22 protein-coding genes and 4 pseudogenes are annotated in these 23355 nt (G+C 67.5%); 17 read left to right on the plus strand and 9 right to left on the minus strand.

From position 1 onward, the window contains the following. The first annotated feature begins 69 nt into the window (after positions 1-69). The 3 genes from JOD60_RS01655 to JOD60_RS01665 all read left to right on the plus strand — a co-directional run bounded on the left by JOD60_RS01655 (position 70) and on the right by JOD60_RS01665 (position 2049). Positions 70-915 (plus strand): hypothetical protein, encoded by an 846-nt coding sequence (locus JOD60_RS01655; RefSeq protein WP_076691936.1) that lies wholly within the window; start codon positions 70-72, stop codon positions 913-915. 6 nt (positions 916-921) lie between these two features. Continuing rightward, positions 922-1269, plus strand: a complete 348-nt coding sequence (locus tag JOD60_RS01660; protein ID WP_076691937.1) for a winged helix-turn-helix domain-containing protein — start codon at positions 922-924, stop codon at positions 1267-1269. Between the two features lie 336 nt (positions 1270-1605). Beyond that, entirely contained in the window at positions 1606-2049 is a 444-nt protein-coding gene (locus JOD60_RS01665) for a hypothetical protein (RefSeq protein ID WP_076691938.1), read from the plus strand. Between the two features lie 158 nt (positions 2050-2207). Here JOD60_RS01665 and JOD60_RS01670 read toward each other — a convergent pair whose 3' ends face one another. After that, complete coding sequence (locus JOD60_RS01670; RefSeq protein WP_076691939.1) at positions 2208-2546, minus strand: RNA polymerase sigma factor; 339 nt, start codon at positions 2544-2546, stop codon at positions 2208-2210. A 198-nt stretch (positions 2547-2744) separates the two neighbouring features. Here JOD60_RS01670 and JOD60_RS01675 point away from each other — a divergent pair. Continuing rightward, positions 2745-3578: pseudogene (locus JOD60_RS01675) on the plus strand (IS256 family transposase); the annotation flags it as partial. A 38-nt stretch (positions 3579-3616) separates the two neighbouring features. On the opposite strand, the gene JOD60_RS01680 reads toward JOD60_RS01675, so the two are convergent. Then, positions 3617-4963, minus strand: coding sequence for an IS256 family transposase (locus tag JOD60_RS01680; protein ID WP_372431321.1), 1347 nt, complete (start codon positions 4961-4963; stop codon positions 3617-3619). A 71-nt stretch (positions 4964-5034) separates the two neighbouring features. On the opposite strand from JOD60_RS01680, the pseudogene JOD60_RS01685 reads away from it, so the two are divergent. Beyond that, positions 5035-5430: pseudogene (locus tag JOD60_RS01685) on the plus strand (transposase); the annotation flags it as partial. A 359-nt stretch (positions 5431-5789) separates the two neighbouring features. On the opposite strand, the gene istB reads toward JOD60_RS01685, so the two are convergent. Both istB and istA read right to left on the minus strand, forming a co-directional pair. Continuing rightward, on the minus strand, positions 5790-6569 hold the full coding sequence (istB, locus tag JOD60_RS01690; RefSeq protein ID WP_198159083.1) for an IS21-like element helper ATPase IstB: 780 nt from the start codon (positions 6567-6569) through the stop codon (positions 5790-5792). After that, positions 6566-8124 (minus strand): annotated as a pseudogene (istA, locus tag JOD60_RS01695) (IS21 family transposase). The gene istB and the pseudogene istA overlap by 4 nt, the downstream one beginning before the upstream one ends. 241 nt (positions 8125-8365) lie before the next feature. On the opposite strand from istA, the pseudogene JOD60_RS01700 reads away from it, so the two are divergent. After that, a pseudogene (locus JOD60_RS01700) lies at positions 8366-8491 on the plus strand (helix-turn-helix domain-containing protein); the annotation flags it as partial. Positions 8492-8751: 260 nt separating this feature from the next. Here JOD60_RS01700 and JOD60_RS01705 read toward each other — a convergent pair. After that, positions 8752-9402 carry an HAD family hydrolase gene (locus JOD60_RS01705; RefSeq protein WP_157128004.1) on the minus strand — a complete coding sequence of 217 codons (651 nt, stop codon included), beginning with the start codon at positions 9400-9402 and terminating at the stop codon, positions 8752-8754. 157 nt (positions 9403-9559) lie between these two features. Beyond that, entirely contained in the window at positions 9560-12160 is a 2601-nt protein-coding gene (locus JOD60_RS01710) for a tetratricopeptide repeat protein (protein WP_084202101.1), read from the minus strand. 173 nt (positions 12161-12333) lie between these two features. Between JOD60_RS01710 and JOD60_RS01715 the strand changes: the two genes are divergently transcribed. Further along, on the plus strand, positions 12334-13461 hold the full coding sequence (locus JOD60_RS01715; protein WP_076691942.1) for a hypothetical protein: 1128 nt from the start codon (positions 12334-12336) through the stop codon (positions 13459-13461). A 58-nt stretch (positions 13462-13519) separates the two neighbouring features. On the opposite strand, the gene JOD60_RS01720 is transcribed toward JOD60_RS01715, so the two are convergent. Beyond that, entirely contained in the window at positions 13520-14788 is a 1269-nt protein-coding gene (locus JOD60_RS01720) for an IS110 family RNA-guided transposase (protein WP_239541894.1), read from the minus strand. 189 nt (positions 14789-14977) lie between these two features. On the opposite strand from JOD60_RS01720, the gene JOD60_RS01725 reads away from it, so the two are divergent. The 6 genes from JOD60_RS01725 (at position 14978) to JOD60_RS01750 (ending at position 17980) form a co-directional block, all read left to right on the plus strand. Then, a complete protein-coding gene (locus JOD60_RS01725; protein WP_076691943.1) occupies positions 14978-15406 on the plus strand; it encodes an LLM class flavin-dependent oxidoreductase in 429 nt (142 codons plus the stop codon). After that, positions 15388-15750 (plus strand): hypothetical protein, encoded by a 363-nt coding sequence (locus JOD60_RS01730; protein WP_076691944.1) that lies wholly within the window; start codon positions 15388-15390, stop codon positions 15748-15750. The genes JOD60_RS01725 and JOD60_RS01730 overlap by 19 nt, the downstream gene beginning before the upstream one ends. Before the next feature lie 145 nt (positions 15751-15895). After that, on the plus strand, positions 15896-16582 hold the full coding sequence (locus JOD60_RS01735; RefSeq protein ID WP_076691945.1) for a hypothetical protein: 687 nt from the start codon (positions 15896-15898) through the stop codon (positions 16580-16582). A gap of 314 nt (positions 16583-16896) precedes the next feature. After that, positions 16897-17316, plus strand: a complete 420-nt coding sequence (locus JOD60_RS01740; protein WP_076691946.1) for a DNA-processing protein DprA — start codon at positions 16897-16899, stop codon at positions 17314-17316. 26 nt (positions 17317-17342) lie between these two features. After that, the gene (locus JOD60_RS01745) at positions 17343-17801 is read left to right on the plus strand and encodes a hypothetical protein (RefSeq protein WP_076691947.1); all 459 of its coding nucleotides are present in this window, start codon (positions 17343-17345) and stop codon (positions 17799-17801) included. A gap of 2 nt (positions 17802-17803) precedes the next feature. Further along, a complete protein-coding gene (locus JOD60_RS01750) occupies positions 17804-17980 on the plus strand; it encodes a hypothetical protein (protein WP_157128007.1) in 177 nt (58 codons plus the stop codon). Between the two features lie 577 nt (positions 17981-18557). Here the strand turns inward: JOD60_RS01750 and JOD60_RS01755 are convergent. Beyond that, positions 18558-19756, minus strand: a protein-coding gene (locus JOD60_RS01755; protein WP_372430786.1) for an IS3 family transposase whose coding sequence is annotated in 2 segments (ribosomal slippage) — positions 18558-19480 and positions 19480-19756 — 1200 coding nt in all. Because the reading frame shifts where the segments join, the coding sequence is not laid out codon by codon here. A gap of 177 nt (positions 19757-19933) precedes the next feature. Here JOD60_RS01755 and JOD60_RS01765 point away from each other — a divergent pair. Then, entirely contained in the window at positions 19934-20176 is a 243-nt protein-coding gene (locus tag JOD60_RS01765; protein WP_076691949.1) for a helix-turn-helix domain-containing protein, read from the plus strand. 297 nt (positions 20177-20473) lie between these two features. Here the strand turns inward: JOD60_RS01765 and JOD60_RS01770 are convergent, their stop codons facing one another. Next, entirely contained in the window at positions 20474-20872 is a 399-nt protein-coding gene (locus tag JOD60_RS01770) for a hypothetical protein (protein WP_157128008.1), read from the minus strand. Positions 20873-21025: 153 nt separating this feature from the next. On the opposite strand from JOD60_RS01770, the gene JOD60_RS01775 reads away from it, so the two are divergent. From JOD60_RS01775 to JOD60_RS01785, 3 genes are read left to right on the plus strand one after another with little or no spacing between them, the layout of a single operon-like run. After that, positions 21026-21418 (plus strand): hypothetical protein, encoded by a 393-nt coding sequence (locus tag JOD60_RS01775; protein WP_198159091.1) that lies wholly within the window; start codon positions 21026-21028, stop codon positions 21416-21418. A 52-nt stretch (positions 21419-21470) separates the two neighbouring features. Further along, on the plus strand, positions 21471-22292 hold the full coding sequence (locus JOD60_RS01780; RefSeq protein WP_076691951.1) for a helix-turn-helix domain-containing protein: 822 nt from the start codon (positions 21471-21473) through the stop codon (positions 22290-22292). A 52-nt stretch (positions 22293-22344) separates the two neighbouring features. Beyond that, a complete protein-coding gene (locus tag JOD60_RS01785) occupies positions 22345-23346 on the plus strand; it encodes an ImmA/IrrE family metallo-endopeptidase (RefSeq protein ID WP_076691952.1) in 1002 nt (333 codons plus the stop codon). Positions 23347-23355 lie beyond the last annotated feature (9 nt).

Consider the following 23355-nt stretch of genomic DNA (forward strand, 5'->3'; position numbering starts at 1 on the left):
CGAGCGTGAGCCCGAGGTGGTGCCGGCTACACCTGGTGAACGGTTTGCCGATTTGCATCTACTTTCCAGATGGAAAGTAGAGACGAGGCGACTACAGCTGCGCAGTTGCTGCAGCAGCAGGAAGTGGTGCGGTTTCGGCTTGAGCGTCGCGGTCCGTCGCGCGGGTATCAGTGGTTTCTCGTGTGCAGCGCCGTCCTGCTCAGCGTGTACGCCGGGGTGCTCCTTTTCGCCTTCTCGACGTCGGGGTCAACCGCGGGGAGCAGCGGATATACGTACACGAACCTGATGCTGTTGCCGGTGTTGCTCTACAGCGCCCTGGCCAACGGCGCTCGCGAGCGGTTCGGCATCCGAAACCGCGCGTCTGTCGCGCAGGTCGTCGGAACGGTCGCGGCCATCGCCGTCGTCATGATCCTCGGATGGCTCAGCATCACCGACGTCGGGTATCCGGCGTGGATGAACGTGGTAGCCCCGGTGGTTCTGTTCGCGGTGATGGCGATCAGTCCCCTACGAAGGCTGGTCGCTGACCGTTCCACGCCTCCCACAGACCGGTGGGAGAACACACCACCTCCCACCCCCGCGCGATGGGCGACGGCGGGGATCGGGGTCGTGCTCGGGCTGCTCGCCGCGACGACGGCGGTGGTCTGGTATCCGATCATCTCCGCCGCGACGTTGTTGGTGACCCTGAGTGTGGTGCTCATCAGTTGGCGGCTCCCGTGGGGCCTGCGGAGCACCGGATATCACTGGGGTCCGGTGAACTGGGCCTTCTTCGCCGCTGCCACATCGGCCATGTTCGCGTTGACGGCGGCGCTGTCCATGTCCTCCGTGGGCCCAGGAGCAGCGATCGCCGTCGGGGTGTTCATCCTTGTGGTCATGATCATCTCGGCGCTCCTCCCGTTGCCCGCTGCAGGCGAGTAGCCGCGCATGGTGCATCCGCGGCATCGGCTGGACGATGCGTTTCAGACCCCGGTGCGGTTCTCCCTCATGGCCGCCCTCGGCACGCGGGATGAGGTCGATTTCCGCACCCTCCGCGAGCTACTCGAGTCGGACGATTCGACGCTGAGCAAAGCGATCTCACACCTCGAGCGGGCGGGGTACGTCAAGGTCACGAAGGGGTACGCCGGAACCCGCCCCCGGACGTGGGTCACTGCGACGGCCAAGGGCTCGAGCGCGTTCCGCACTCACGTGCGCGCATTGCAGGAGATCGCCTCACCGGCATCGCCTACTGACTCGCAGGAGCTGGGCTGGCGACTTTCGTCTCATTCGTCGTGAGAGAGGGCAACGACGACTCACCTCACTTTCATGGGGTCACCCGAACTCTCGACCGGGGAAGAGGAGCTCGAAGGACAAGACCCCGTGGCGCAGCGAACGCGACCCCGCCACCGGACGCATCATCTAGGCGAGCCCGAGCGGCCCCCGTCACCGACCACGACACCACCACACCCACCGGCAACGGATACCTGGACAACGAGACGGAATCTCTGCGCAACGTCGCGAACGCGACGACAGGCCACGCAGATAGGCTCACAGAGCGGCTCCCATCTGAGCCGACAACGCTTCAGAGGGCACTCATCGAAGGAGCACGCGGTGGTATCTACTAACCGGGTCGTGACCATCGCTGTGCTCGCGGTCACGGGCGGCCTGCTCACCGCCTGCCAGCCAGGAGAGACCCCGCACGAGGCCCGCGACCAGCTCGTCACCACCATCGAAGACACCGGCGCACTGCTCGACGTACCCGGGTGGAAGCGCGCCTCCGCGCCCACGATCCAAGAGTGCGATGGCGGGAACGGTGTCAAGTACGGGTACAGCTACTCGTCGCCCCCGCCCGACGGCGACCACCTCGCCGACGCGAACACCGTCGCCAACTACTGGAGGTCACTCGGCATGACGGTCCGTGTCGACACCTCCAGCGATCCGGTGGTCTTCGCCACGGGCGGACCGGTCACGGGATTGAGCTTCGGGACTGGCCCCGGCAACTACTACATCCGCGGCTCAGCCCTGTGCGTCCCGGGCAATGCCGACGACCTCATCGACGAGGAGTACAACGGCTAAGCTCGCAAGCCGTCGGCCGAGCCACCCGACCCGCGCCACCGGGGAGAGCGGTCCGTCCACGGGCGATTCGACTGGATGCGGGACTCAACGAAGGCTGGGGTCCGGTCGAGAACTCATTGACGAGCCGTGTCGCACTCAACACCTGACAAGTGAGCCCGTCAAGACTCCGTCGCCGGACTTTTCATCAGAACCGCGAGAACGGGTGTGGTTTCGTCAGCTGATTCCAGCACCATCCGGAGCTCGTTGAGAGCGTTGCGGTGGCGTCGATACGCGACAGCCGCTGTCTGCCCGAGCGAGTGCCCCGCTTCGACAATCGAAAGCCCATCCCAGTGGACGAGGGTAATGAGCTCGCGGTCGGCGGGTTTCAATCTACGGAGCGCAATCTCAATGTCCAAGCGCGAGTCGACTGGGTCGTCACCCCCGCGGGGAGTCTCGTCGTCGAGAGGGATGTGCCGCTCGAACTTCCGGCGTGCTTGTCGTTGAAAGTTCTGGAGCACGAGGCGCGCTACCCCGAATGCATATGGAGCAGCTTCCGACGGGTCCGCTGGCACATCGTTCCGCCGGCGCCACAGGTGACGTCCCCTGGGGTGGTGGGTTTTCCGGCAGGGTCGTCGGCGTCGTAGACGTTGGTGAGCCATCGTGCGATGGTCAGTGAGTACCGATCAAAGTCACTCACAGGAAGACACAAACGCACGATGGCTCTTAACCAGTCTGCCCTCCTCGAGCTCCTCGGGGAACTGAAACTCACCGATGTCACCGACCGGATCCGAGTCGCGACCGAGACGCTCTATCAGGAGCTGATCGACGCGGAAGCGGCGGCGTTCATCGGCGCCGCCCCGTATGAGCGCACCGAGGGCCGCGTCGCGGTCCGCAACGGCTCCAGGCCCCGCACCCTGTCGACGACAGCCGGGGATCTGGAGCTGCGGATCCCGAAGCTGCGGGCCGGGTCCTTCTTCCCGTCGCTGCTGGAACGCCGCCGGAGGGTCGATCAGGCGTTGTTCGCGGTCGTGATGGAGGCCTACGTCCACGGCGTCTCGACCCGCAAGGTCGACGACCTCGTCAAGGCGCTGGGCGCGGACACCGGCATCTCCAAGTCGGAGGTGTCGCGGATCTGCGGCAACCTCGACGAGGACGTCGCGGCGTTCCGGGACCGGCCCCTCGCCGACAGCGCCTACCCGTACGTGTTCCTCGACGCGACCTATTGCAAGGCCCGGGTCGGCCGGCGGGTGGTCTCGCAGGCGGTCGTCGTTGCCGTGGGAGTCGCGGCCGACGGGCGGCGGGAGGTGCTCGGCTTCGAGGTCGGAGACACCGAGTCGCAGCCGTTCTGGACCACGTTCCTGCGCTCGTTGAAGGCGCGTGGGCTGGACGGGGTGAAGCTCGTGATCAGCGACGCGCACACCGGGCTGATCGCAGCGATCGAGACCGTGTTCGTCGGCTCCGCCTGGCAACGCTGCCGAGTGCATTTCATGCGGAACGTGCTCGCCAACGTCCCGAAGACGGCTGGCCCGATGGTCGCGTCGATCGGGCGTGTCAAGACTTTTGTGTAAGCGGCTTGGTGTCGGTTTGATTACAGGTGGGGTTCGATGCGGTCGGGGTAGGCGAGGGCGAGCTGTTCGAGGGCCTTCTTCCAGTTCGTGGTCACGGCTCCCTCGATGAGTCGGGGCTCGGCTCTGCGCTGTTCGGAGGGCTTGCCTCGTTCCTTGAGCCGGTCTCGGGCTCGTTTGTCCTCGATGTTGCAGATCGCCAGCCAGAGCAGCTTGACGGCGGCGGCATCGTTGGGGAAATGCCCTCGGGATTTGGTGACTTTCCGTAGTTGGTAGTTCAGCGACTCGATGCTGTTGGTGGTGTAGATCACCCGGCGCAGCTCGGGCGGGAACGCGAGGAACGGCGTGAACCGGTCCCACGCGTCTTGGAACGTCTTCACCGCCGACGGGTAGCGCTTGCCGAGGTCGGAGTCCGCGAACTCGGTCAGCGCTTCGAGCGCGGCGTCCTCGTTCACCGCCTGGTAGATCGGCTTGAGCGCTGCGGCCACGGCTTTGCGGTCCTTGTAGTTCACGAACCGCATCGCTGCCCTGATGAGGTGCACGACGCAGGTCTGCACGGTCGCTTGCGGCCAGGTGGCCTCGATCGCTTCGGGGAACCCGGTCAGCCCGTCGGTGCAGACGATGAGCACGTCGCGGACGCCGCGGTTGGCGAGTTCGGCGCACACGGCCGCCCAGAACTTCGCACCCTCGACCGCTTGCACCCAGATTCCCAGGACGTGCTTGATGCCGTCCATGTCGACACCGACGGCGATATGCGCGGCCTTGTTCCGCACGTGGCCGCCGTCGCGGACCTTCACCACGATCGCGTCCAGGTAGATCACCGGATACAGCGCGTCCAGCGGACGGGTCTGCCAGGCCAGGACCTCGTCTGCGACCTGGTCGGTGATCTTCGAGATCGTCTCGTGCGAGAGGTCCGTGCCCAGCGTCGAGGCGAGGTGGTGCTGGATGTCGCGGACGGTCATCCCGCCCGCGTACAGCGAGATGATCATCCCATCGAGGCCGTCCAGCCGGCGCTGCCCTTTCGGGACCAGCATCGGGGTGAACGTCCCAGCCCGGTCCCGCGGGACGGCCAGCTCGATGTCTCCGATCTCGGTCGCGACCGTCTTCGCGCTCGTGCCGTTGCGGGAGTTCGGGTGCAACGAGGCCTCCGCGTCGCCGCGCTCGTAGCCGACGTGCTCGGTCAGCTCCGTCTCCAACCCGCGCTCCAGCGCGGCCTTGAGCATTCCACCGATCAGGCCGTGCTCGCCCGTGAGGGGCTCGCCGGCGTCGATCTGAGCGAAGATCTCGTCCATCGCGCCCGACGCCTTGAGCCGGTCAGCGAGCTCCTTCTGCCGGCGACGACGCTCCTCGCGCTCCGGACTGATAGCCATGGTCTCCATGATGTTCTCCTTCGAGATGAACCTCACCCCTTACACAGACCATCTGATACCCCCCGTCGATCATCCGCACGATCTTCGCGCAGCCGGACACGGAGCACGTGTTCGCGCAGTTCCACGAGGTCGTCCGCATGCTCGCCAGGTCGCATCCGAAGGTCGCGGACATGCTCGAGGACGCCAAGAACGACATCCTCGCGTTCTGCGGATTCCCGCAGCAGCACTGGCGGCAGATCTGGTCCACGAACCCGCTCGAACGCGTCAACAAGGAGATCAAACGCCGCACCGACGTCGTCGGAACCTTCCCCAACCCCGCCGCGCTACTGCGCCTGGCCGGGCACGTCCTCATCGAGCAACACGACGAATGGGACGGCGCCGACCGCCGCTACTTCAGCGAACACTCCATGAAGCTCCTGCAAGTCGAAGCAGAGGAGGTCGCGATCCCCGAACTCGCTGCGGCATAATCACAGAAGCTGACCCGCACGGTGTCGAGAAACTCCACCAACCAGCGGGACGTCACCGGCGCCACAGAACCAGAAAGGTCTCCGATGTCGCGTCGCTGGCAGCCTCTTGGGCGGGCCTGGTACGGGATGCGCAGCCACGTCGAGTCGAACAACCAGTACGTGAAATCGGCGGCACCGACCTCGGCAATCCGAAGATGTCGACGACGGGTGAATACTGACCCTGTCAACGGCCAGTAGGAATTGCCCATAGGCGGCCAGCGGAAGTGCCCGCTGGTGGCCAGTGGAACTGCCCATTCGCGGCCAGGAGTTCTGCCCACCGGGTTGTGGTGGCCCTGGCCGCGTGAGGCAGTCCCGCCGGGTCAGGTCATGGGGGTCACCCCCGTGCCGGCGAGGGCCTGCGCGAGGCGGATGGACTCGCCGGTGGTCTGCGCGAGGTGGGCATGGTGGAGGAGCCGGTCGACGGTCGCGGTCGCGAGGGTCTTGGGCATGAGCTCGTCGAACCCGGAGGGGTGCAGGTTCGAGCTGATCGCGATCGATCGTTTCTCGTAGGCGGCGTCGACGAGCCGGTAGAGGCCTTCCGCGGCGTCGTCGCCGACGCCGAGTAGACCGATGTCGTCAACGACGACGAGGTCGGCGCGGAGGATCCGGGCGACGGTGCGGGTGACGGTGTCGTCGACGCGGTGCGCGCGGATCAGCGCGCCGAGGTCCTCGAGCCGGAACCACGCGACGCGGAGGCCTTGTTCGACGGCGTGCTGGCCGAGCGCTTCGAGGAAGAACGTCTTCCCTGTCCCGGCGGGCCCGCAGATCACGAGGTTCTCCCGCCGGTGCACCCATTCCAGGGTCCGCAACGCCTGCTGGGTCGGCGCCGGGATCGTCGACAGGGACTGGTCCCAGGAGTCGAAGGTCTTCCCGGTGGGGAACCCGGCGGCCTTGCGGCGGGCGGCGAGCATGGACCGGGACCGGCCGGCGATCTCGGCGTCGAGGAGTGCTTTGACAACCTCCGCGGGTTCCCAGCGTTGTGCCCTTGCGGTCGCGAACACGTCGGGTGCGATGCCGCGGGCGTAGGGCATCTTCAGCTGCCGCATGGTCTGCTCCAACTCGGCCGGGATCGGCGGGGCGGCAGGGGTCGCGACGCTCACAGCTCGTCCTCCTCGTCCGTCGCGATGATCTCGACGACGGGGACGATCACACCCCGCGGCTGGCCGATCGCGGCCCACCCGGACGTGCCCTGCGCGAGCGACCGGGTCTCCGACGCCGCCCTCGCCGGCGTCGCGGTGATCCGGCTGCCGAGGATCGACGTGAGATCACCGGTATCGAACCGGCCATACGCGGCTGCGGTGCCGAGGGTTTCGTCGACGACCTCGATCCCGTGGATCCGGGCGAGCTGGACGGCTTCCCGCATCTTCTGGTTCATCCGCTGCGTCCCGGCCGCTGCGGCCTCGAGCAGCCAGGCCGCGGCGCCGTGACCGATACCGAGGAACTCCGCCTCCTCGGTGCTGCGGGCCTTGATCGTGTAGTCGCCGGGAACCTTCACCCCGGCTGGGCGGGGAAGTGGGCGTCGTCGATCCTGGGGGTCCCGGGGCGGGCGCGGTCGTGTCGGGCGACCTCGACGGGCCCGTCGATGCCGTGGTGGACGATCACGACCCGCTCGGAGTCAGCGGCGCCCTGGACACGGACGAACACCTCCGCGCCCATCAGCAGGTGCGGGACGGAATACTGCCCGTTCTCGAACGCGACCATCGGCGTGTTCTCCCCGACCCGCCGGGACACTCCGAACGCGATGGTGTGAGCACGACCCGGGACCGGGTGCAGCCGCTGCTGCTCCTCAGCGAGCACCTCGACCGGGCGCCGCTTGGTCACCCGGTGCTCTCGCCCGTTGACGTCGTCCATGAACGCGTCGCAGGCCGCCTCGAGTTCGCCGAATGAGGCGTACTGGTCGCGGAGGTTCGCATCGGTGGGCACCAGGTCCGCTTTCGCGAGCTTCACCGACGCTTCCGCGCCACCCTTCGAGGCCGGGTCCGCGGGCTGACAGGTCAGCACCGTGACCCCGTAATGCGCGGCGAACGACACCGTCTGCGCGTTGCGGACCGGGACCCCCGCGATATGCATCGTGGTGACCGTCTTCTCGTTGTCGGTGAGGACATACGTCGGCGCGCCCCCGACCGCCCGGAACGTCCGATCCAACGCGGCGAACACGCTCGGGAGGGTCTTGTCGCGGATCGGGATCACCACCCGGAACCGACTGAACGCGAGCCAGGCGACGAACAGCACCGTCTTCACCCCGCCGACCACGGGCCCGTCGCCGAAGTCGTACTGCAACCACAGCCCCGGCTCGGTGACCCACGGCCGATGCACCCGACGGTTCCCCGCCCGCCACGACGCCTTCACCGCAGCGACCGCCCGCCTGGTCGACCGCTCCGACCCTTCGAACCCGATCGAGGTCAGCACCTCGTGGACCTTGTCGGCCCGAACCTTGCCCTTCGTCTTCTCGACCAACTCCTCGACCTTCGGCAGGAACTCGTCGATGACGCGCGGCCTGCGCGCCGCAGCGCCGACAGGCCGGCCCGCGTCCCGCGCCGCGACATACGCGGCGACCGTGTGATGAGAGCAACCCGCGAGCTGCCCCGCAGCCCGATACGACCCCGTCGCATCGAACGCTTCCAGAATCTCCATGACTTCTCCGTCAGACTTCAACACAGCCCCTTCCCGGGCGACGACGACCTAAGCACCCGTCATCGAACCGGGAAGGGGCCCCACCATCGCGACGACGCGCGGGGCGGAACCATCAGACGTGGGCAGAACTCATGGCCACCAACGGGCAGTTCTCCTGGCCACCTACGGGCAGGTCTCGTGACCGCCTACGGGCAGTTTTCCATGGCCACCGACAGACCCCGAGGTGACGTTTGAATGTTGACCCCTCCGACACTCTTGGAGGGTGATCTCAGTGGAAGATTGGGCGGAGATCCGCCGGTTGCATAAGGCCGAGGGCATGCCGATCAAAGCGATCGTGCGTAGGCTCGGCGTCGCGAGGAACACGGTGCGTGCGGCGTTGGCGTCGGACGAACGGGAGTGAAACTTGGCGAAGGTTGTCGAGTGGTGGAAGCGGAACGCGACGGATGTGCCGTGGCTGTCAATCGTTCTCGGGGTCCTTGCACGGAGGCCGACAACCGCAGTCTTTACTTGATTCTGGGCGGCATCCTCACGGCGTTTGGTCCTGTCGTCATCTCGCACGCCGTGTCGAAGAACCTCGGCCGGAACGAAGCTCGCGAACAGTTGAAGGACCACATCCGGTCGATCAGCATGAATCTCGGCCAGTCGCTATCAAGTGTCACGCACGCACTGACACAGCAGACCATCGGGGCCGACGACAGCCGCATCACCCTCCGTCTCGTTGCGAGCGCACTGCCGACCATCGAGGTTCAGATCGGCGAGCTCCAGAAGCTGGTGGGCACCCCGTTCTCCGCGGACGATCTTCTCCTGACGAAGGAACAGCTCAAACCTCTCGTGAACGTCCTCCAACAGAAGCTCGAGGAGGGTGACAAGGGCGGAGCGAAGGACGTCGCGGACAAACTTGCGTGGAATCTGCGCAAGTCCACTCAGCAGGTTGCACAGACAGCGCGCGAGCGCGTGCTCGTGCCTGCTGTTGGAAGCCACCGCAGTGCGCAGGTCGATGTCGGCGACAGCACGATGGATGCCGGGCACCGCCGTCAGCTCGGCCCGCAGCGCGCGCTCGAGCCAGCCTCGATACGGATCATCCCAACCGGGCTCGAGCGTGCGGCCGATGTTCTTCTCGACCTGCTCCACGTAGAACTCGTGGGAGCAGCCGGTCAGAAGGTCGCCGAGCACGTCGAGTTCGACGTGCCAGCCCAGATCCGCGACGATCTTCTGTGTGACCTGCGTCGAGAGGCTCTCGCTGTCGACGAGCACGCCGTCGCAGTCGAACACCACGCCGTCGATCTGAGGAGCGCTCACGGCCGCCCGATTGTCCATCCGGGTACCCGGCCTTCGGCACGATCGCTGATCAGTCAAATTCGATACTTGTCTGACATTGACGGTACACGCGTCGGCGGAAAGCCCGGCGCGTCGTGCGACGCGCCGGGCGAGGGGCCGGGATCTCGGCGTGTCGCCGTCACCGGCCGGGCTTTTCGCGACCCACCCCGTCCGGCGACGGCACGGTGAGGGCCGCCTCATCGCCGCCACCCCGGCGGCCGAGGAGGGCGGCGAGTTTGCCCTCGACGTCCGCGGCATCCGGCGACGACACCGCCCGGTATCCCTCCACCGCCTGCTCCCACCGGCTACGCGCCTCGGCACGATCGCGCGCCGCGTGCGCGCAATCGCCGAGGTCCTCGGCGCACGCTGCGGCGGCCAGGCGATCGCCGAGCGCGTCGGCGAGATCGCGTGCGAGCTCGAACGCCCCGCGGGCGTCGTCGACGCGCCCCTCGCCCAGCCGGCTGCGGCCTGAGGTGCGCAGGAGCTCGAGCTCCGTCTGCCGCATGCCGGCATCCCGTGCCACCGCTCGGCCGCGCTCGGCGAGGGTGGCGCTTTCGGCGAACCTGCCCAAGGCGCACACCGCGGCCGACAGATTCGAGTACGCCACGGCGATGCCGGGCACATACCCGAGGGCCTCCATCTCGGACAGCGCGGTGCGCGCCTCGGTCTCGGCGGCGGCGTGGTCGCCCTGGTCGTGAAGCAGCTTGGCCAGATTGACCCGGCCGCGGGCCGCGGCCGAGAGGTCACCGCACTCCGTGCTGATGTCGATCGATCGCTCGAGTGCAATGCGGCACGCCGCGAGGTCGCCCGTGTGCAGGTGCAGCAGCGCGATGCTGTTCCACAGCAGCCCTTCCCGCCACCGATCACCGAGACGGGATGCCGCGGCCAGCCCCGCTTCGAGCGCGGAACGCGCCTCGTCGAACCGGCCCTGCAGCAGGCGGCTGGTTCCCCGCGCGTTGTGGGCGAGTGGCGCCTCCGACCACCACCCTTCCGCCTCTTCGTCGATGCTCGAGAGGACCGCCTCGGCCTCGGCGGCGCGACCCATCAGGGTCAGCGTCGCGCCGAGATCGACGAGCGCGCGCAGCTCGCCTTCCGCGTCGGTGCGGAGTCGGGCGACCCGCAAAGCCTCGCGGAAGAGGGTGACGGCGTCTTCGCCCCGGCCCGCCCGGTGCAGCGCGTCGTCGATCGTCTCCGCGATGAGGTTCACGATGGCGATGTCGCCCTCAACACCGCCGTCGCCGCGGCCGCCGCCGTCAACCCCGCCGTCGCCGTGCCGGTCAGCCGTCAGTGCGATGTGGAGCAGAAGATCCAGCGATCCGGCGAGGAACTCCTCGGCTTCCACCTCCGAGAGCCCGGCGTCGCGCACCGCCGCTCGGGGCGCACGGCCCACCGCCCTCCTCGACCGGCTGCGGGTGCGGTGAGCCGACCACGCGCGGTCGACGACGCTCCGCCGCAGTCGGTCGGCCGCTGCCTGGCGCTCGGAGGGCGAGTCGATCTCGAGCCCCACGTCCGCGGCGTACACGCGGATGAGCTCGTGCATGTGGATACGGCCGGAGGCTGCCCGAGCGATGAGGCTGTGCGTTTCGAGGACGTCCAGCGCAGCATCCGTCTCCGGTGCGAGGTCCCCCGCGACCGCATCGATGCTGTCGCGGTCCAGCAGCGCGACAGGATGGTGGGCGAGAGCGCGAAGGAGGCGCTGCGCCGTGTCCGGCAGCAGCTGATAGGTGAGGTCGAGCGACCTCGTGATCGGCTCGTCCAGGTGCACGCCCGCCCGCCGCGCGCGGGCGAGCTCGACGTGGTCGGCGAGGGTCCAGGTGTCGCGAGCGGCGACGCGCGCCGCAGTGATGCTGACGGCGAGGGGCTGATGCCCCATGAGCTCGAGCAGCACCTCGGCCGAGGCCGGGTCCTGCGCGATGGCGTCCCGGCCTGCCATCGCATCGAGCAGAGCAAGCGATTCGTACGGCGCGAACAGCGCCAGCGGCAGGGGCTGGAACCTCGACTCGGCGGGCACGACGCGGCTCGTCACGATGACGGAGACACCAGACGGCAGGGAAAGGATGCTGCGCACCTGCTCGAGCGATGCTGCGTCGTCGAGCACCAGCATCGTCCTGCTCGATTGCAGGCGGCTGCGCAGCATCCGGCGAGCAGCGGATGCCGAGAGCCCGTTGCTCTTCTCGCCGAGAAGCCGCAGCGCCGCCCGCGTGACCGCATCGGGGTCGACCGGCGGGCCGGCCGGACTGTGCCCGCGCAGGTCGGCGATGATCGCACCCTCCACGGCGCCGGCCGCGATCGCGTTGCGAGCGGCCTGGCGCGCGAGCGTCGACTTGCCTGCGCCGGGCATGGCGTGGATCCAGTGCGCGCTGGACGGGCGGGCCAGCCGGGTGAGCTCGTGCGTGCGGCCGACGAACGGAGCGGTCGCCGGGGGAACCGTCGCCGTGACGTCCACGAGCGCGGCCGCTGCCGTTCGCTGACCCAGGACGGCGAGAGCCGAAACCCAGCTGCGCACGGTCGGCTCGGTGACCAGTGCCCGGACGATGCCGATGACGAGGGCGACGTCGAAGCGCCGGCGCCCCTCGCGGAAGCAGTCGTACACCGTCGCACGCGAGACGACGACGCCGTGGCCACTCCTCTGCGCGGTGACACGCCGCGCGATCTCCGCATAGGAAGGGTCGCCGGCCTCCGCCCTCAAAGAGCGGAGACACCCGGGGACGTCCTCGATCCGCAGCGGCGGCCTGCTCATGTCGCTCCTCGTCCGTGTGCATCGTCGGCCCTCCCGATTCTGCCGGGAACCCGAGCCGGAGGAGTGTCCGGGGTTGTTGGGGATTCGTGCGCCGGCTGGCCTCCCGGCGACAGAGTGGTGAGGCGGCGAGCGACGCGCAGCCGCGATTTCACAGAGATCGGCAGGAGCACACGATGAGCGAGGACACCGGCGACACACCCCCCGTCGACGGACACGGGCAGAAGCGAGGCCGACGCCGGCTGTCGTGGATCGGCGGGGGTGTCGCTCTGGTGCTCGTCGCCGGCGGGATCGTCGCCGTTCCGCAGATCGTGCACGCGCAGCGCGTGAGCGAGTACGCCGAGCTCGTGAGCCTGCGCGACACCGCGTTCGCCGATCGCGCGCAGGCCGAGGCCACGCTGGAGGCGGCGATGGCCCTGACGCTGGCCCAGCAGAGCGAGACCGGGGTTCTCGCGCAGCGTCTGGCCGATCTGGGCCAGACGCCCGAGCCGATCCTGCCCGCGCAGCACGCGGGCGAGCTCGCCGCGGCCGGCGAGGCCGTGGCATCCGTCATCGGCGAGGCGACCGAGCCGGAGCAGCAGCGTGCGCAGGCGCACGAGCGGCTCGTCGCGGGCGTGGCCGAGCTGCAGGCGCAGGATCAGGCCGCCCGCGCGGAAGCGGAGGCAGCCGGCGAAGAGCTGCCGGAGCCGCTCGCGCCCGCGTCGTACCTGTCCCTGGACATCGATGCCGCCGCGGCTGTCATCGGGGCCGAGCCCGTTCCGGAGAAGGTCCGGGCCGTCGCCGACGGCGACGTCACGCCCGAACTCATCGAGGAGACCCGCACCGAGGTGGCGTCCATCGAGGAGGAGACCGCCGACCTCGCGGCGCTGATCCGCACCGAGGAGCAGCGCATGGCCGAGTTCACGGGCGCCATCGAATCCACGGTTCCCACCCTGCGCGCTGCGGCGGAAGGCGCTGCGGCAGTGGCACCACAGCTCGTCGAGCACGCGCCGAAGGCGCCGGATGCTTCGAACGTCGCGGTGACCGCGGCTCACCAGGCGCAGGAGATCGCATCGACGGAAGACGCCGCTCGCATCCTCGACGGCCTCGCCGCGTATGTCGAGGCCGCGCGAGCCGCACAGGCCGAGCACGAGGCCGTCGTGCAACGGGAAGCGGCTGAAGCGGCCGCCCGCGCCGAGGCGGAGCGCCGGCAGAATGCGAACCGCGAGGGCAACAGCGGCGGCGGATCGAAGGGATCGCGCCTCTGCTCGCGCTACCGCCCCTCGCCCGGCGGAGGCGGCAGCCTCGTCCTCGTCTACTGCTGAGGCATCGAGACCCCGCATCCTTTCCCGATGCGAGAGGGGGGTGCCCCTATGTCCTCTGTCAAGCGGCGAGGGCGGGTTGGGCTGGTCGCGGTTGGTAGAGGGTGCCGTCGCGGAGCATGGCGTAGAGGACGTCGGAGCGGCGTCGAGCTAGGGCGATGAGGGCCTGGTTGTGGCGTTTGCCTTGGGCGATCTTGCGGTCGTAGTAGGCGCGTGATTCGGGGTCTCGGAGTGCGGCGAACGCGGAGAGGAACATGGTCCGTTTCAGGATCTTGTTCCCGCGCCGGGAGGGATGCTCGCCGCGGATCGAGGTGCCGGATCGTCGGGTCACGGGTGCGAGGCCGGCGTAGGCGGCGAGGTGCCCGGCAGTGGCGAAGGTCTTGGTGGTGACTTCGGTGAGGAGCCGGGCTGCGGTCCTGACGCCGACTCCGGGCATGCTCGTCAGGACCGGTTGAAGAGGGTGAGCGTCGACGATCTTCTCGACCTCGATGGCGATCTCATCACGCTGCCGTCGCAACGCCTGGAGCTGCTCTGCGAGCCTGGGGAGCACCAGCGCGGCGGCGTCGGTGCCGGTCACCACGACGGTCTGCTCGCCGAGCGCGGTCATGATCTCTGCCGCCCAGACACGACCTTTGCGGGGCGCGTTCTTCAGCAGCCGGTTCCCTAGCCGCTTCTCACCCGCAGTCTTCATCGCCGCCGGCGACGGGTAGCGCTGCAGCAGGTCCAGGATCGCGGGGTGATCCAGCCGCGGCCCGAGCACGCGTTCCAGCGCCGGGTGGATTTGGGTGAGCAGACCCCTGATCCGGTTGGAGACCTGGACGATCTGACCGGCGAGGTCGTCGTCGAACCCGCAGAGCATGCTCAGCTCCGCGACCTTCTCGTCGGCTACCTGGATCGACCGGAGCGTGTGCGGCATGGTGCGGGCCGTTTCGGCGATGATCGCCGCGTCTCTCGCGTCGGTCTTCGCCTCACCGGGATGCAGATCCGCGATGCGCCGCATCGCCAACCCCGGCAGGTAACCAACGAGAGCACCTGCGGCTTGCGCGACCGCGACCGGGAGTGCACCGATCGTCGCGGGTTGATCTACGACCAGCAGCACCACGCCATGCGAGGCGAGCTGGTCGATCACCGCCCGCAATTGGCGCTCGTCGTTCGGGAGTGCTCGGTCGAATAGTCGCTTGGCTTCCCGGTCGAGCGCGACCGCGTGATGCTCGCCCTTGCCGACGTCGAGCCCAACGAACACGTCGACCTCGTCGTATCTGTCGATGCTGGTGACCACTTCGTCCTCCGCTTCACTCGTGACGGCGTCCGCGGCGGCGCGTCTCGGCATCCACGTTACGAACGGCCTCGAGCATGCTCGGGTCCAGCCCCTATCAGCGATCACACACCGCCAACCAGGCCCGGTGACAACACCCCCCAGATCATCAAGGGACAGGGGGCAGCAATCATGCCGGGCCCGGCAGGCCGTCACCGCCCAGCATGGCCGCCGAGCGGGTCACGAAGAAAGTAACGGGGGAGTATGTCCCACGCACTCCTGTCCATCGGCGTCGCCGGCTCGCTCGGTGCGGAGAAGATCGCGCAGATCGCGCCCGTCGTCGAGGCGCACGGCTTCCACGCGCTGTGGGTGAACGACACCCCCGGTGCGGATTCCCTCGCGGGGCTCGCCTCGGCGGCGCGCACGACGCAGCACCTCACGCTCGCGACGGGCGTCGTACCGGTGGCGCGTCGCCCCGCCGGCGAGATCGCAGCTGCCCTCGGCGACCTGCCGCGGGAGCGTCTCGTCGTCGGGATCGGCTCGGGGGCGCCACGACCGGCGCACTGGACCTCGTGCGCGACGCCGCTGCGCAGCTTCGCCGCGAGGGCGCGCGAGTGGTCGTCGGCGCCCTCGGCCCCAAGATGCGACGGCTCGGGGCGACGGAGGCCGATGGCGTGCTGCCGAGCTGGCTGACGACGGATGCCGTGGCATCCCAGTCCCGTGATCTGCACGCCGTGGAGCCCACGGTGCATGTGGCGCTGTACGTGCGCGCGGCGCTCGAGGATGCCGCCGTCCCACGGCTGCGCAAAGAGACCCGGATGTACGCGGGGTTCCCGCAGTACGCCGCGCACTTCGAGCGCCTCGGCATCGACCCCGAGCACACCGCGATCACGCCCGAGGCTGCGGCGGACGACATGGCCCGCTACCGCGATGCCGTCGACGAGGTGGTGCTGCGCGCCATCACGCCCACAGACGCGTCCGAGGACTACGCGCGGTTCGTCCAGGTCGCGGCGCGGCTGCGCGACGAGACGCGATAGCCGCAGGCGAGCCGTCCCAGGCGAGCGTCCCAGCGATCGACGACATCGGCCCCTCTCGCCCGGGACGTCGGGACCGTCACGGTGGAATCGTCCGGCCGAGTCCGGCACGCATCCGCACGTCACTCCGCTGCCACAGAGAGGCACCATGTCCGCCGTCGTGAACTCGTCCACCGTCCCCGTCTCGACCGCTTCGAGGAGGTGGGCCGCGACGGGCGTCGCCTCCGCGATCGGCTCCCTCGCGAGCGTCTTCCTCTCGATGTCGCTCTCGCCGGAGTACATCCCCGGCAGCGTCATCACCTCCGAGGCCATCGATGCCGGCCTCATGGCAGAACGCCCGTCGATGATCGCCTTCCACATCGTGACGCTCGCTTCCGCGGGGTTGCTCATGGTGTTCGCGGCCGGTCTGCATCGACGCTTGACGTCCGCTCTGCCGTCCGCCTCTCTCGTGCCGCTCATCGCGTTCTCGGGTCTGCTGCTCGTGGTCGCAGCGCAGATGCTCGGCACGGGGCTCGACACCGAGTTCCTCTTCGGGATCGGCGACAGCGCGATCAACCTCCCGAGCGACATCGGCTTCTACTCCCACTGGATCGCGACGATTCCGTGGCTGTGGTTCGGAGGCGGCGTCGCCGCGCTCGCCGTCGGCGCAGCGCGCCGGCACGGCGGTGTGTCCGGCTGGCTCGGGATCACGAGCACGATCCTGGGTGCACTGACGCTCCTGCTCGCGATCTCGCCCCTGCAGTACATGGCGGCAGGCCCGGGTGCGCTCTGGCTCCTCATCGCCGCGATCGGCTTCAGCGCCGAGAGCCGCACGCAGCCGGGGTCGCGCTGCTGAGGCTGCCGGGTCCGCGGGCTCACCAAGGAAAGGACGTGAACCCCACACCGGGGGTTCATCCGTTCACGATGTCCTGAGACATCGAAAGGGGTGACTCAAACGGTTGTCCACACTTTGTTCACACCTGGCCACTTCCGGGACAAGCGAAAGCCCCGACATCCCAGTGTTTGCAAGGGATGTCGGGGCTTCGACGCTGGCGGTGACGGTGGTGTCTGGTTTCAGGACATCGTGAACGGTGGCTCGACGAGGAAGACGAGGCTTTCCAGCCCCGCTCCCGCAGACCTGCCTCGAGCCCCACGCGAACGCCGAGCATCGTGCGAGCACGGATCCTGGACCTGAGAGACCAGCTCGTCATCAACGGGCTGGATGCCGGCGCCGAGGCGGAGGCCGGCTACGTCTCCCGTGCCGCGCAGATGGAGATCCTCGAGCGCGATGGGCTGATCCTCTGGGAGGCCCCGCCGTCACGAGACGGCGCCACCTCCCACCGCAGCGCACGCCTCATCGCCGCACTCGCGCCTCGCCTCGTCCTCGTCGAGATCGGGGCGAGATCCGCAGGCATGACCGCGGCTGCGATCGCCGGCGGACTTTCCCGGGCCGTGGCCGTCACCCCCACCGATCAGTCCCGGCCGGGCCGCGGCACCCGGCAGCTGCTCGCCGCAGATCTCGCCACCCTCGTCCAGACCCCGGACGAGCTCGACGCCTTGTCCGATCCGCACGCGCTCGCGCACCTATGACCTACAGGGACCAGAGAGGAACCACGATGAGCACCACAGAGACGCCCGAGCCGGTCTCGACAGACGTCACCTACATCGGCCGGCGCACCCTGGCCAGCAACGGCAAGCTCGGCTACGCCTACCTCGAAGGCCAGCGCACCCGCTACTACACCGCCCCGCTCGTGACCGGCGCGCAGATCGGGGCGCGCATCACCATCACCTCGCCTGCCGACGAGCCCGACGTCTACTTCTCGAAAGGCCCGCGAGGGCCGCGCATCGCCGGCCACGTCACCGACGTCGACGAGCCGACCCTTACTGCCTGGCAAGTCGCCGACCGGGCCGCCTACCAGCTCAAGGCGGATGCCGACGCATCCAAGAGAGCCGCGAAGCAGGCAGCGCACCTCGAGCAGCACATCGAGGCCCTGACTCACGCGGCGCGACCCCTCACTGGGGCGCAGCGAGCGGCGTTCGCACGATACGTCGAAGACCGGATCCGGGGGTGGTGACCATGTCCCGTAGCAACTGGCCCGAAGAGGAGTTCTACCTCGACCTGCAGGAGTGCCTGGAGAACGCCTCCACGTTCTACATCCCCAACCCCGAGCTCGAGCGCGCGATCGCGGATCTCGCCGACCGCGGATGGACCCGTCTGCCGCAGCGAGCCGGCGGAGACGGAGGCCAGCGATGACCACAAGACGCTCCCCCGCGCTGCCGGCACTCACCGTCGCGAGTCTCGCTGCCGTAGGAAGCCGGCACCGATCTCGGCAATCCGAAAAGCCGCCGCCCCCGCACCTACGCGTATCAGGCGCTCACCGCCGGGCTCGCCTTCGCCGCCTCGAACATGCGGCGCATCGTCAGCTTCCTCAAAACACAACACGACGAAGCGACCGACACGACGCCGAAACAGCGCACCAGGCGACGAACCGACGAACACGGCATGCCGCTCCCACACTGAATCCCCGGTTCAACCCTCAACCGAACAACAACGTAAATAGCCCCGAAAGGGGCTATTCGTCGTGGGGTCATGTCCGGGGAACGGCGCTCTCGACGCCGCCGCGGGCGCGTGCGACGCCCAAAACGAGACTCAGGCTGAAGCTCGAAGCCTCAGCCTGATTCCTGTCGCGATTTCCAAACACTTGGGCTCTGCAATTCCAAACAGAGCCACACTGTGCGCCTCCTGCGCTCCTACTGCAATCGAGAGCGCCAAACTGCTCACCTTGAGAAGCTTGAGGTTGCCCCCGAATCCCGGACAGGTGGTTGGTTGGTCAGGCTGCCAGCGCGAGCTGGCGGCGTTCGTACTCTAGCGGGCTGAGGTAGCCGATGCCGGAGTGGCGTCGGCGGGCGTTGTACCAGCCGTCGATCCAGGCGTATGCGCCGCGGCGAGCAGCGTCGATCGTGGCGAACACGTGCCGGTGGTAGTACTCGTTCTTGAAGATCGACCAGAACGACTCGGCGGCAGCGTTGTCCCAGCACACGCCGGTGCGGCCCATCGACCGGAGCACCCCAAGCTCCCTCGCGGCGTCCGCGAGCTGGCCGCTGGTGTACTGGGTGCCCCTGTCCGCGTGGAAGATCACCTTCCGCGGCAGCGCACCGCGGAGCGCGACTGCTTGCCGCAGTGCCGCCTCCACGAGGTCGGTGTGCATGTTGTCGGCGACGCAGCGTCCGAGGACCCGGCGGGTGTGCCCGTCGCGGACGACGCACAGGTATGCCCATCCCTCACCGGTGCGCAGATAGGTGATGTCCGAGAACCAAGCCAGGTCCCTCTCACCCTGGTCGAACTGCCGCTCAACGAGGTCGGGGACGGGGAACGGGTCATCCCCGTGGACGGTGGTCGGCGGGTGCCAGGTGCGGGGGCTGATACCCGCGATCCTCTTGTCCCGCATCAGGCTGGCGACCTTCTTCCGCGATACGGCGACACCGGCGTCCTGCAAGTCGGCGTGGATCCGCGGCGCCCCGTAGGTGCCATCCGATGCGGCGTGGAACGCCGCGATCTGGACGGTGAGGTCCGCGTCCCGCTGCTGCCGCGCAGAGGGGCCCGCGGACTGCCGGGCACGCCACTCGTAGAACCGCCGCCGGTCCACCCCCAGCAGACGGCACATCCGGGTGACCGTCATCGTCGTGCTGCCGGCCTTCTCCGCCTCGATCACCGCGAACCGCTCCTCGGGTTCTGCTTCGACGCGAAGAAGGCCGCCGCTTTTCCCAGGAACTCGTTGTCCATCCGCAGTTCCTGCACCTCACGACGCAGCCGTTCCAGCTCGGCCCGCTCGTCCAGATCCAGCGGCGCCGCCTCGCCGTCACCGGTCCGGGCACGCTCGGTATGCACCCACCGGCCCAGCAGCGCCTCGCCGACCCCGATCTCGCGGGCGACCGCCGCGATCGTGCGATCCGTGTCGATCACCAGCCGGGCCGCCTCACGGCGATACTCCGGCGTATACGACTTCCTCTTCTTGCTCGTGCCCATCACGGACATCCTCCCTGACAGGCCCGCGAACACGCGGATCCCGCCTGGTCAGTGTCCGGGATTCGGGGGCAACCTCAGCTGAAGGCCCAGGCGGAGGGGCAGTGTGGTGCTCGGCGTGCGGTGCCGGTTCATGTGGCTCGCGGCCCGAAGCGGTTAAGTCCGGAGACAAACGCTGCGATCGTGGCGGACTACCAGTCCGGGATGAAGTCGACCGCAATCGCACGCAAGTACGAGATCAACGAGTGGACGGTGCATCATCGACTGAAGCGCGCCGGTATCAGAAAGCGTCCTCAGTCGATGAGTGAACAGCAGATTGAACTCGCCCAGGCGCTGAGGGCAGATGGGTGGACGTATGACCAGATTGCGGAACGGGTCGAGTTCTCGGCGACGACAGTGAGGAACATGCTTGGTCGCTCAACGTGACATCGTCACCAAGAGGATCCGACCCCGATCGCCGAATCGGGTGCCGAGAAGGTGAGCGACTCCGTCCTCGAGCTCAGCGCTCGATCCCTCTGATCACCTAGCGCTGCGTCGTAGCACTCGAGCATTGGGCGAGAGCGATGCTGTCTTAGGGGAATCCTGAGCCGGACTTGAGGGAATCCTGTGCTTCATGGGACACGTTTGGAGGCAGAGAACAGGGCGCCCGCTCAATGCGGAGCGGTTCGGCGTCGCCTGTTCCGTAGCGCGGGGAGTGAGCACATTGCAGGATTATGCGTGTCGTCACCTGGGGGCGGCCCTACTATGACCGCGTTCGAGGAACTGAAAGCGCACCGCCAGCCCGGGCGCGAGACGCTCGCACTTCTCCAGCGGCTCGTCGCTCAGGTCACTCGGACTAGCACTTTCCCGCCCCGAGGTGGGCATGTCGCATGGACAGATCAGGCTGTGATTGATCACATCGCCAAGCTTCTCCTGCGCAAGAACGGATTCGGGTTCGTCATCGCCTGCTTTCTCAAGGCAGACGACCAGGCGTCGCTCGAACGCTTGTTGCTGGCCGCGATCCGTAACGATTTGATCGATGAGGCGAAGTCGCAGCCGATCGGCAAACTCCGCCGTCGGATGCAGACTCTGCTTCGGCAGGATGACCGCTTCATCGATGCATCGGATCTCCATCAGGGTCAAGACGCCTGGTCTCTCCCGAGTAGCCTTCCGGTTCCTTCTCAGGCGGACGTCGGGCAGTTGCTCGATCTTTCTATAGGAATCGAGGCTGCACCAATCCTCTCGCTGCCGCGCGCCGGGAGGACCCCGAAGCCAGCGCGAGAGAGCCTACTCACGATGACCTACGGAGTCCTCGAAAGGCTGAACGCCGCGCTACGCGCTCAGACCCTCGCTCACTTCCTCGGGGTGCGTTTCGACTTGATCGATCCACCCCAAGTGGCGGGGTTTGACGGTGATCGCGCGGCATCTGAGGCCGAGGCCGAACACGCAGTGTCCGATCTCGACGCTGAGTTGCTAGCTGAAGAGTTCTTCGCAGAACTCAGCCCGCTTGAGCGGTCGATCGTCCCCATCCTCGGGGATTCGGACGCGATTGAATCGTCGTTCGGCGATGCGGGACTTGAAGCCGCCGACACGCTCCGCGACCATCTTCGGGTGTTGGTCGGGTCCGATGTCGGCAGAGACGCGCTTGGGCCGCTGCTCCGAATGTGCTCAACTGAGGTACACGCATGAATTACGTCGTCAGTTACCACGAACGGGCTTACACACAGAAGGGCCAGCGGTCGTGAACGATCAGATTCGGCCGATCACCGTCGACGATCTCCTGCGCTTGGCATCACGGGTATCTATCCCGGATGTTGCCAATGACGAGCGCACCGTCTGCGCGGGTCAGCTCTGGGTCGCCAGGTGGGACACGTTCAGGGAGTTGGTTCTGGTCGCACAGGCGGACGCGTCCCTCCCCGTCGTCGTACCCGTCACCTTCGACGACACCCATGAGCTCAACGGACCGGAGCACGTGCAATCCGGCGCACTCGGAGATGGACGCGCGCATTGGGGTGCTCCGAGAGCTATCCCGGCGATAACCCTCGGCAGCCTGATCGAGTCCGACGTTCGTATCGCCCATACCTTGCCTCAGGCATCAGCTAACGACACCCGAGCTAAAGAACTTTGGGACGGCCTCGATGCCTTTGACGAAGGCGGCAACGGGCTCCTGCCGGCTCGACTCAAAGCGGTAGGCACCACCCCAAGCCAGCTCGCGAGGCAACTTGGCGTGAGCGTTGGACAAGCGCTCGACCTGTTCCGCGGACGACTAGTCCCGACTCCACCAATGGCGTACTCGATAGCTGAACTTCTGGGCATTTCTCCCGCAGCGGTGTTTGGACTACTAGAAGCCATCCCGACTGGCCTCCGGCGAGACCTGTCAAAGCGGCGATTCCGCAACGCCGTCCGCGCCCAGGCACGAAAGTGGGACTGGAGCGATTCGACGGCATGGAAACAGATCGCGTTCGGGACACTCGCGATGGCCTACCGAACAACAGGGGGCCATACCGATGAGGACTGGGAACCTCGCATCGAGCGCTACCTCGAGGTAGACAATGACCACTGACCCTGCTGAGCGCCTGCGCGCACGTCTAGATGCCCCCTCGCAGGTCGAAATCATGCTTCGCGAACTCGAGCGTCGCTCCCCGGGAGCCCTTGAAGACTTACGGGGAGACCCCATCTCCTGGCTCCAGTCATGGAGCGAAGTCGACCTGCGCCTACTTGGACCCCGACCCGACATTCCAGCAGATTCACCCCGCTGTGATGTCGAGGGCGGATACCGGGCGACCGCACTGATCCCGCGAATCGGTATCGGTCGTTCCACTCCTGCACGGATGAACTTCACGGCTCTGCACGAACTGGGCCATCATCTGCAGCGCACCACCGACGAGCTGGTCGACAACCTCGGCGTCCGCGACGATGTTGGCGAGGCGCTCGAAGAAGCGGCGTGCGACGCATTTGCGGCCGCGGTACTGATCCCTGACCAGATCGCATCCGATGTTCTTGGAGATGCCACGCCCGCAGCGACCGACGTCGCAGCTTTATGGGCAAGGCTACCAGCGGTCTCCCGCCAGGCTATCGTCGTCCGCGCGTCCAAGAACCTGCAGACTGATGGACACATCGTTCTCCTCACCGAGGAGGGTGTCGTCGAGATCTGCGCCTCGCGGGGAGCATTCCGGCTTCCCCGGGGAAGCCACCAACAGCACACAGCGATCTGGGATGCACACGTTCGAACCCACGGCGCCACTGCGGAGACCCGGACTCGATTTCGCTACTCGAGTGGTCTTGAGGCAGGCGAGACCATGTATGCGCAGGCCACCACGATTGGCAAGGGGCACGTTGTCATCGTCGCCGCCGTCGAACGAGTGCCGTGGCAACTGTCGGTCTACCACGATACGCGGGTACGCTACGGCAAGTCCTGGACATGCGAGAGAACAAGCTGTGGCGCCAGTTTCGTAGCCACTGACGTGTGTAAGACCTGCGGCACCCCCGTATGTCCCGAATGCAACTACTGCGAGTGCCGGACGGTCGACGAATTCAACTGCGTGGAGTGCTTTCTGATCAAGCCGATAGCTGAACAGTCTGCTCAGGTGAACGTCTGCGTCGGCTGCGCCGGCTAGTTCCGAATT

The organism is Microbacterium aurum (assembly GCF_016907815.1).
GTDB classification, from domain to species: domain Bacteria; phylum Actinomycetota; class Actinomycetes; order Actinomycetales; family Microbacteriaceae; genus Microbacterium; species Microbacterium aurum.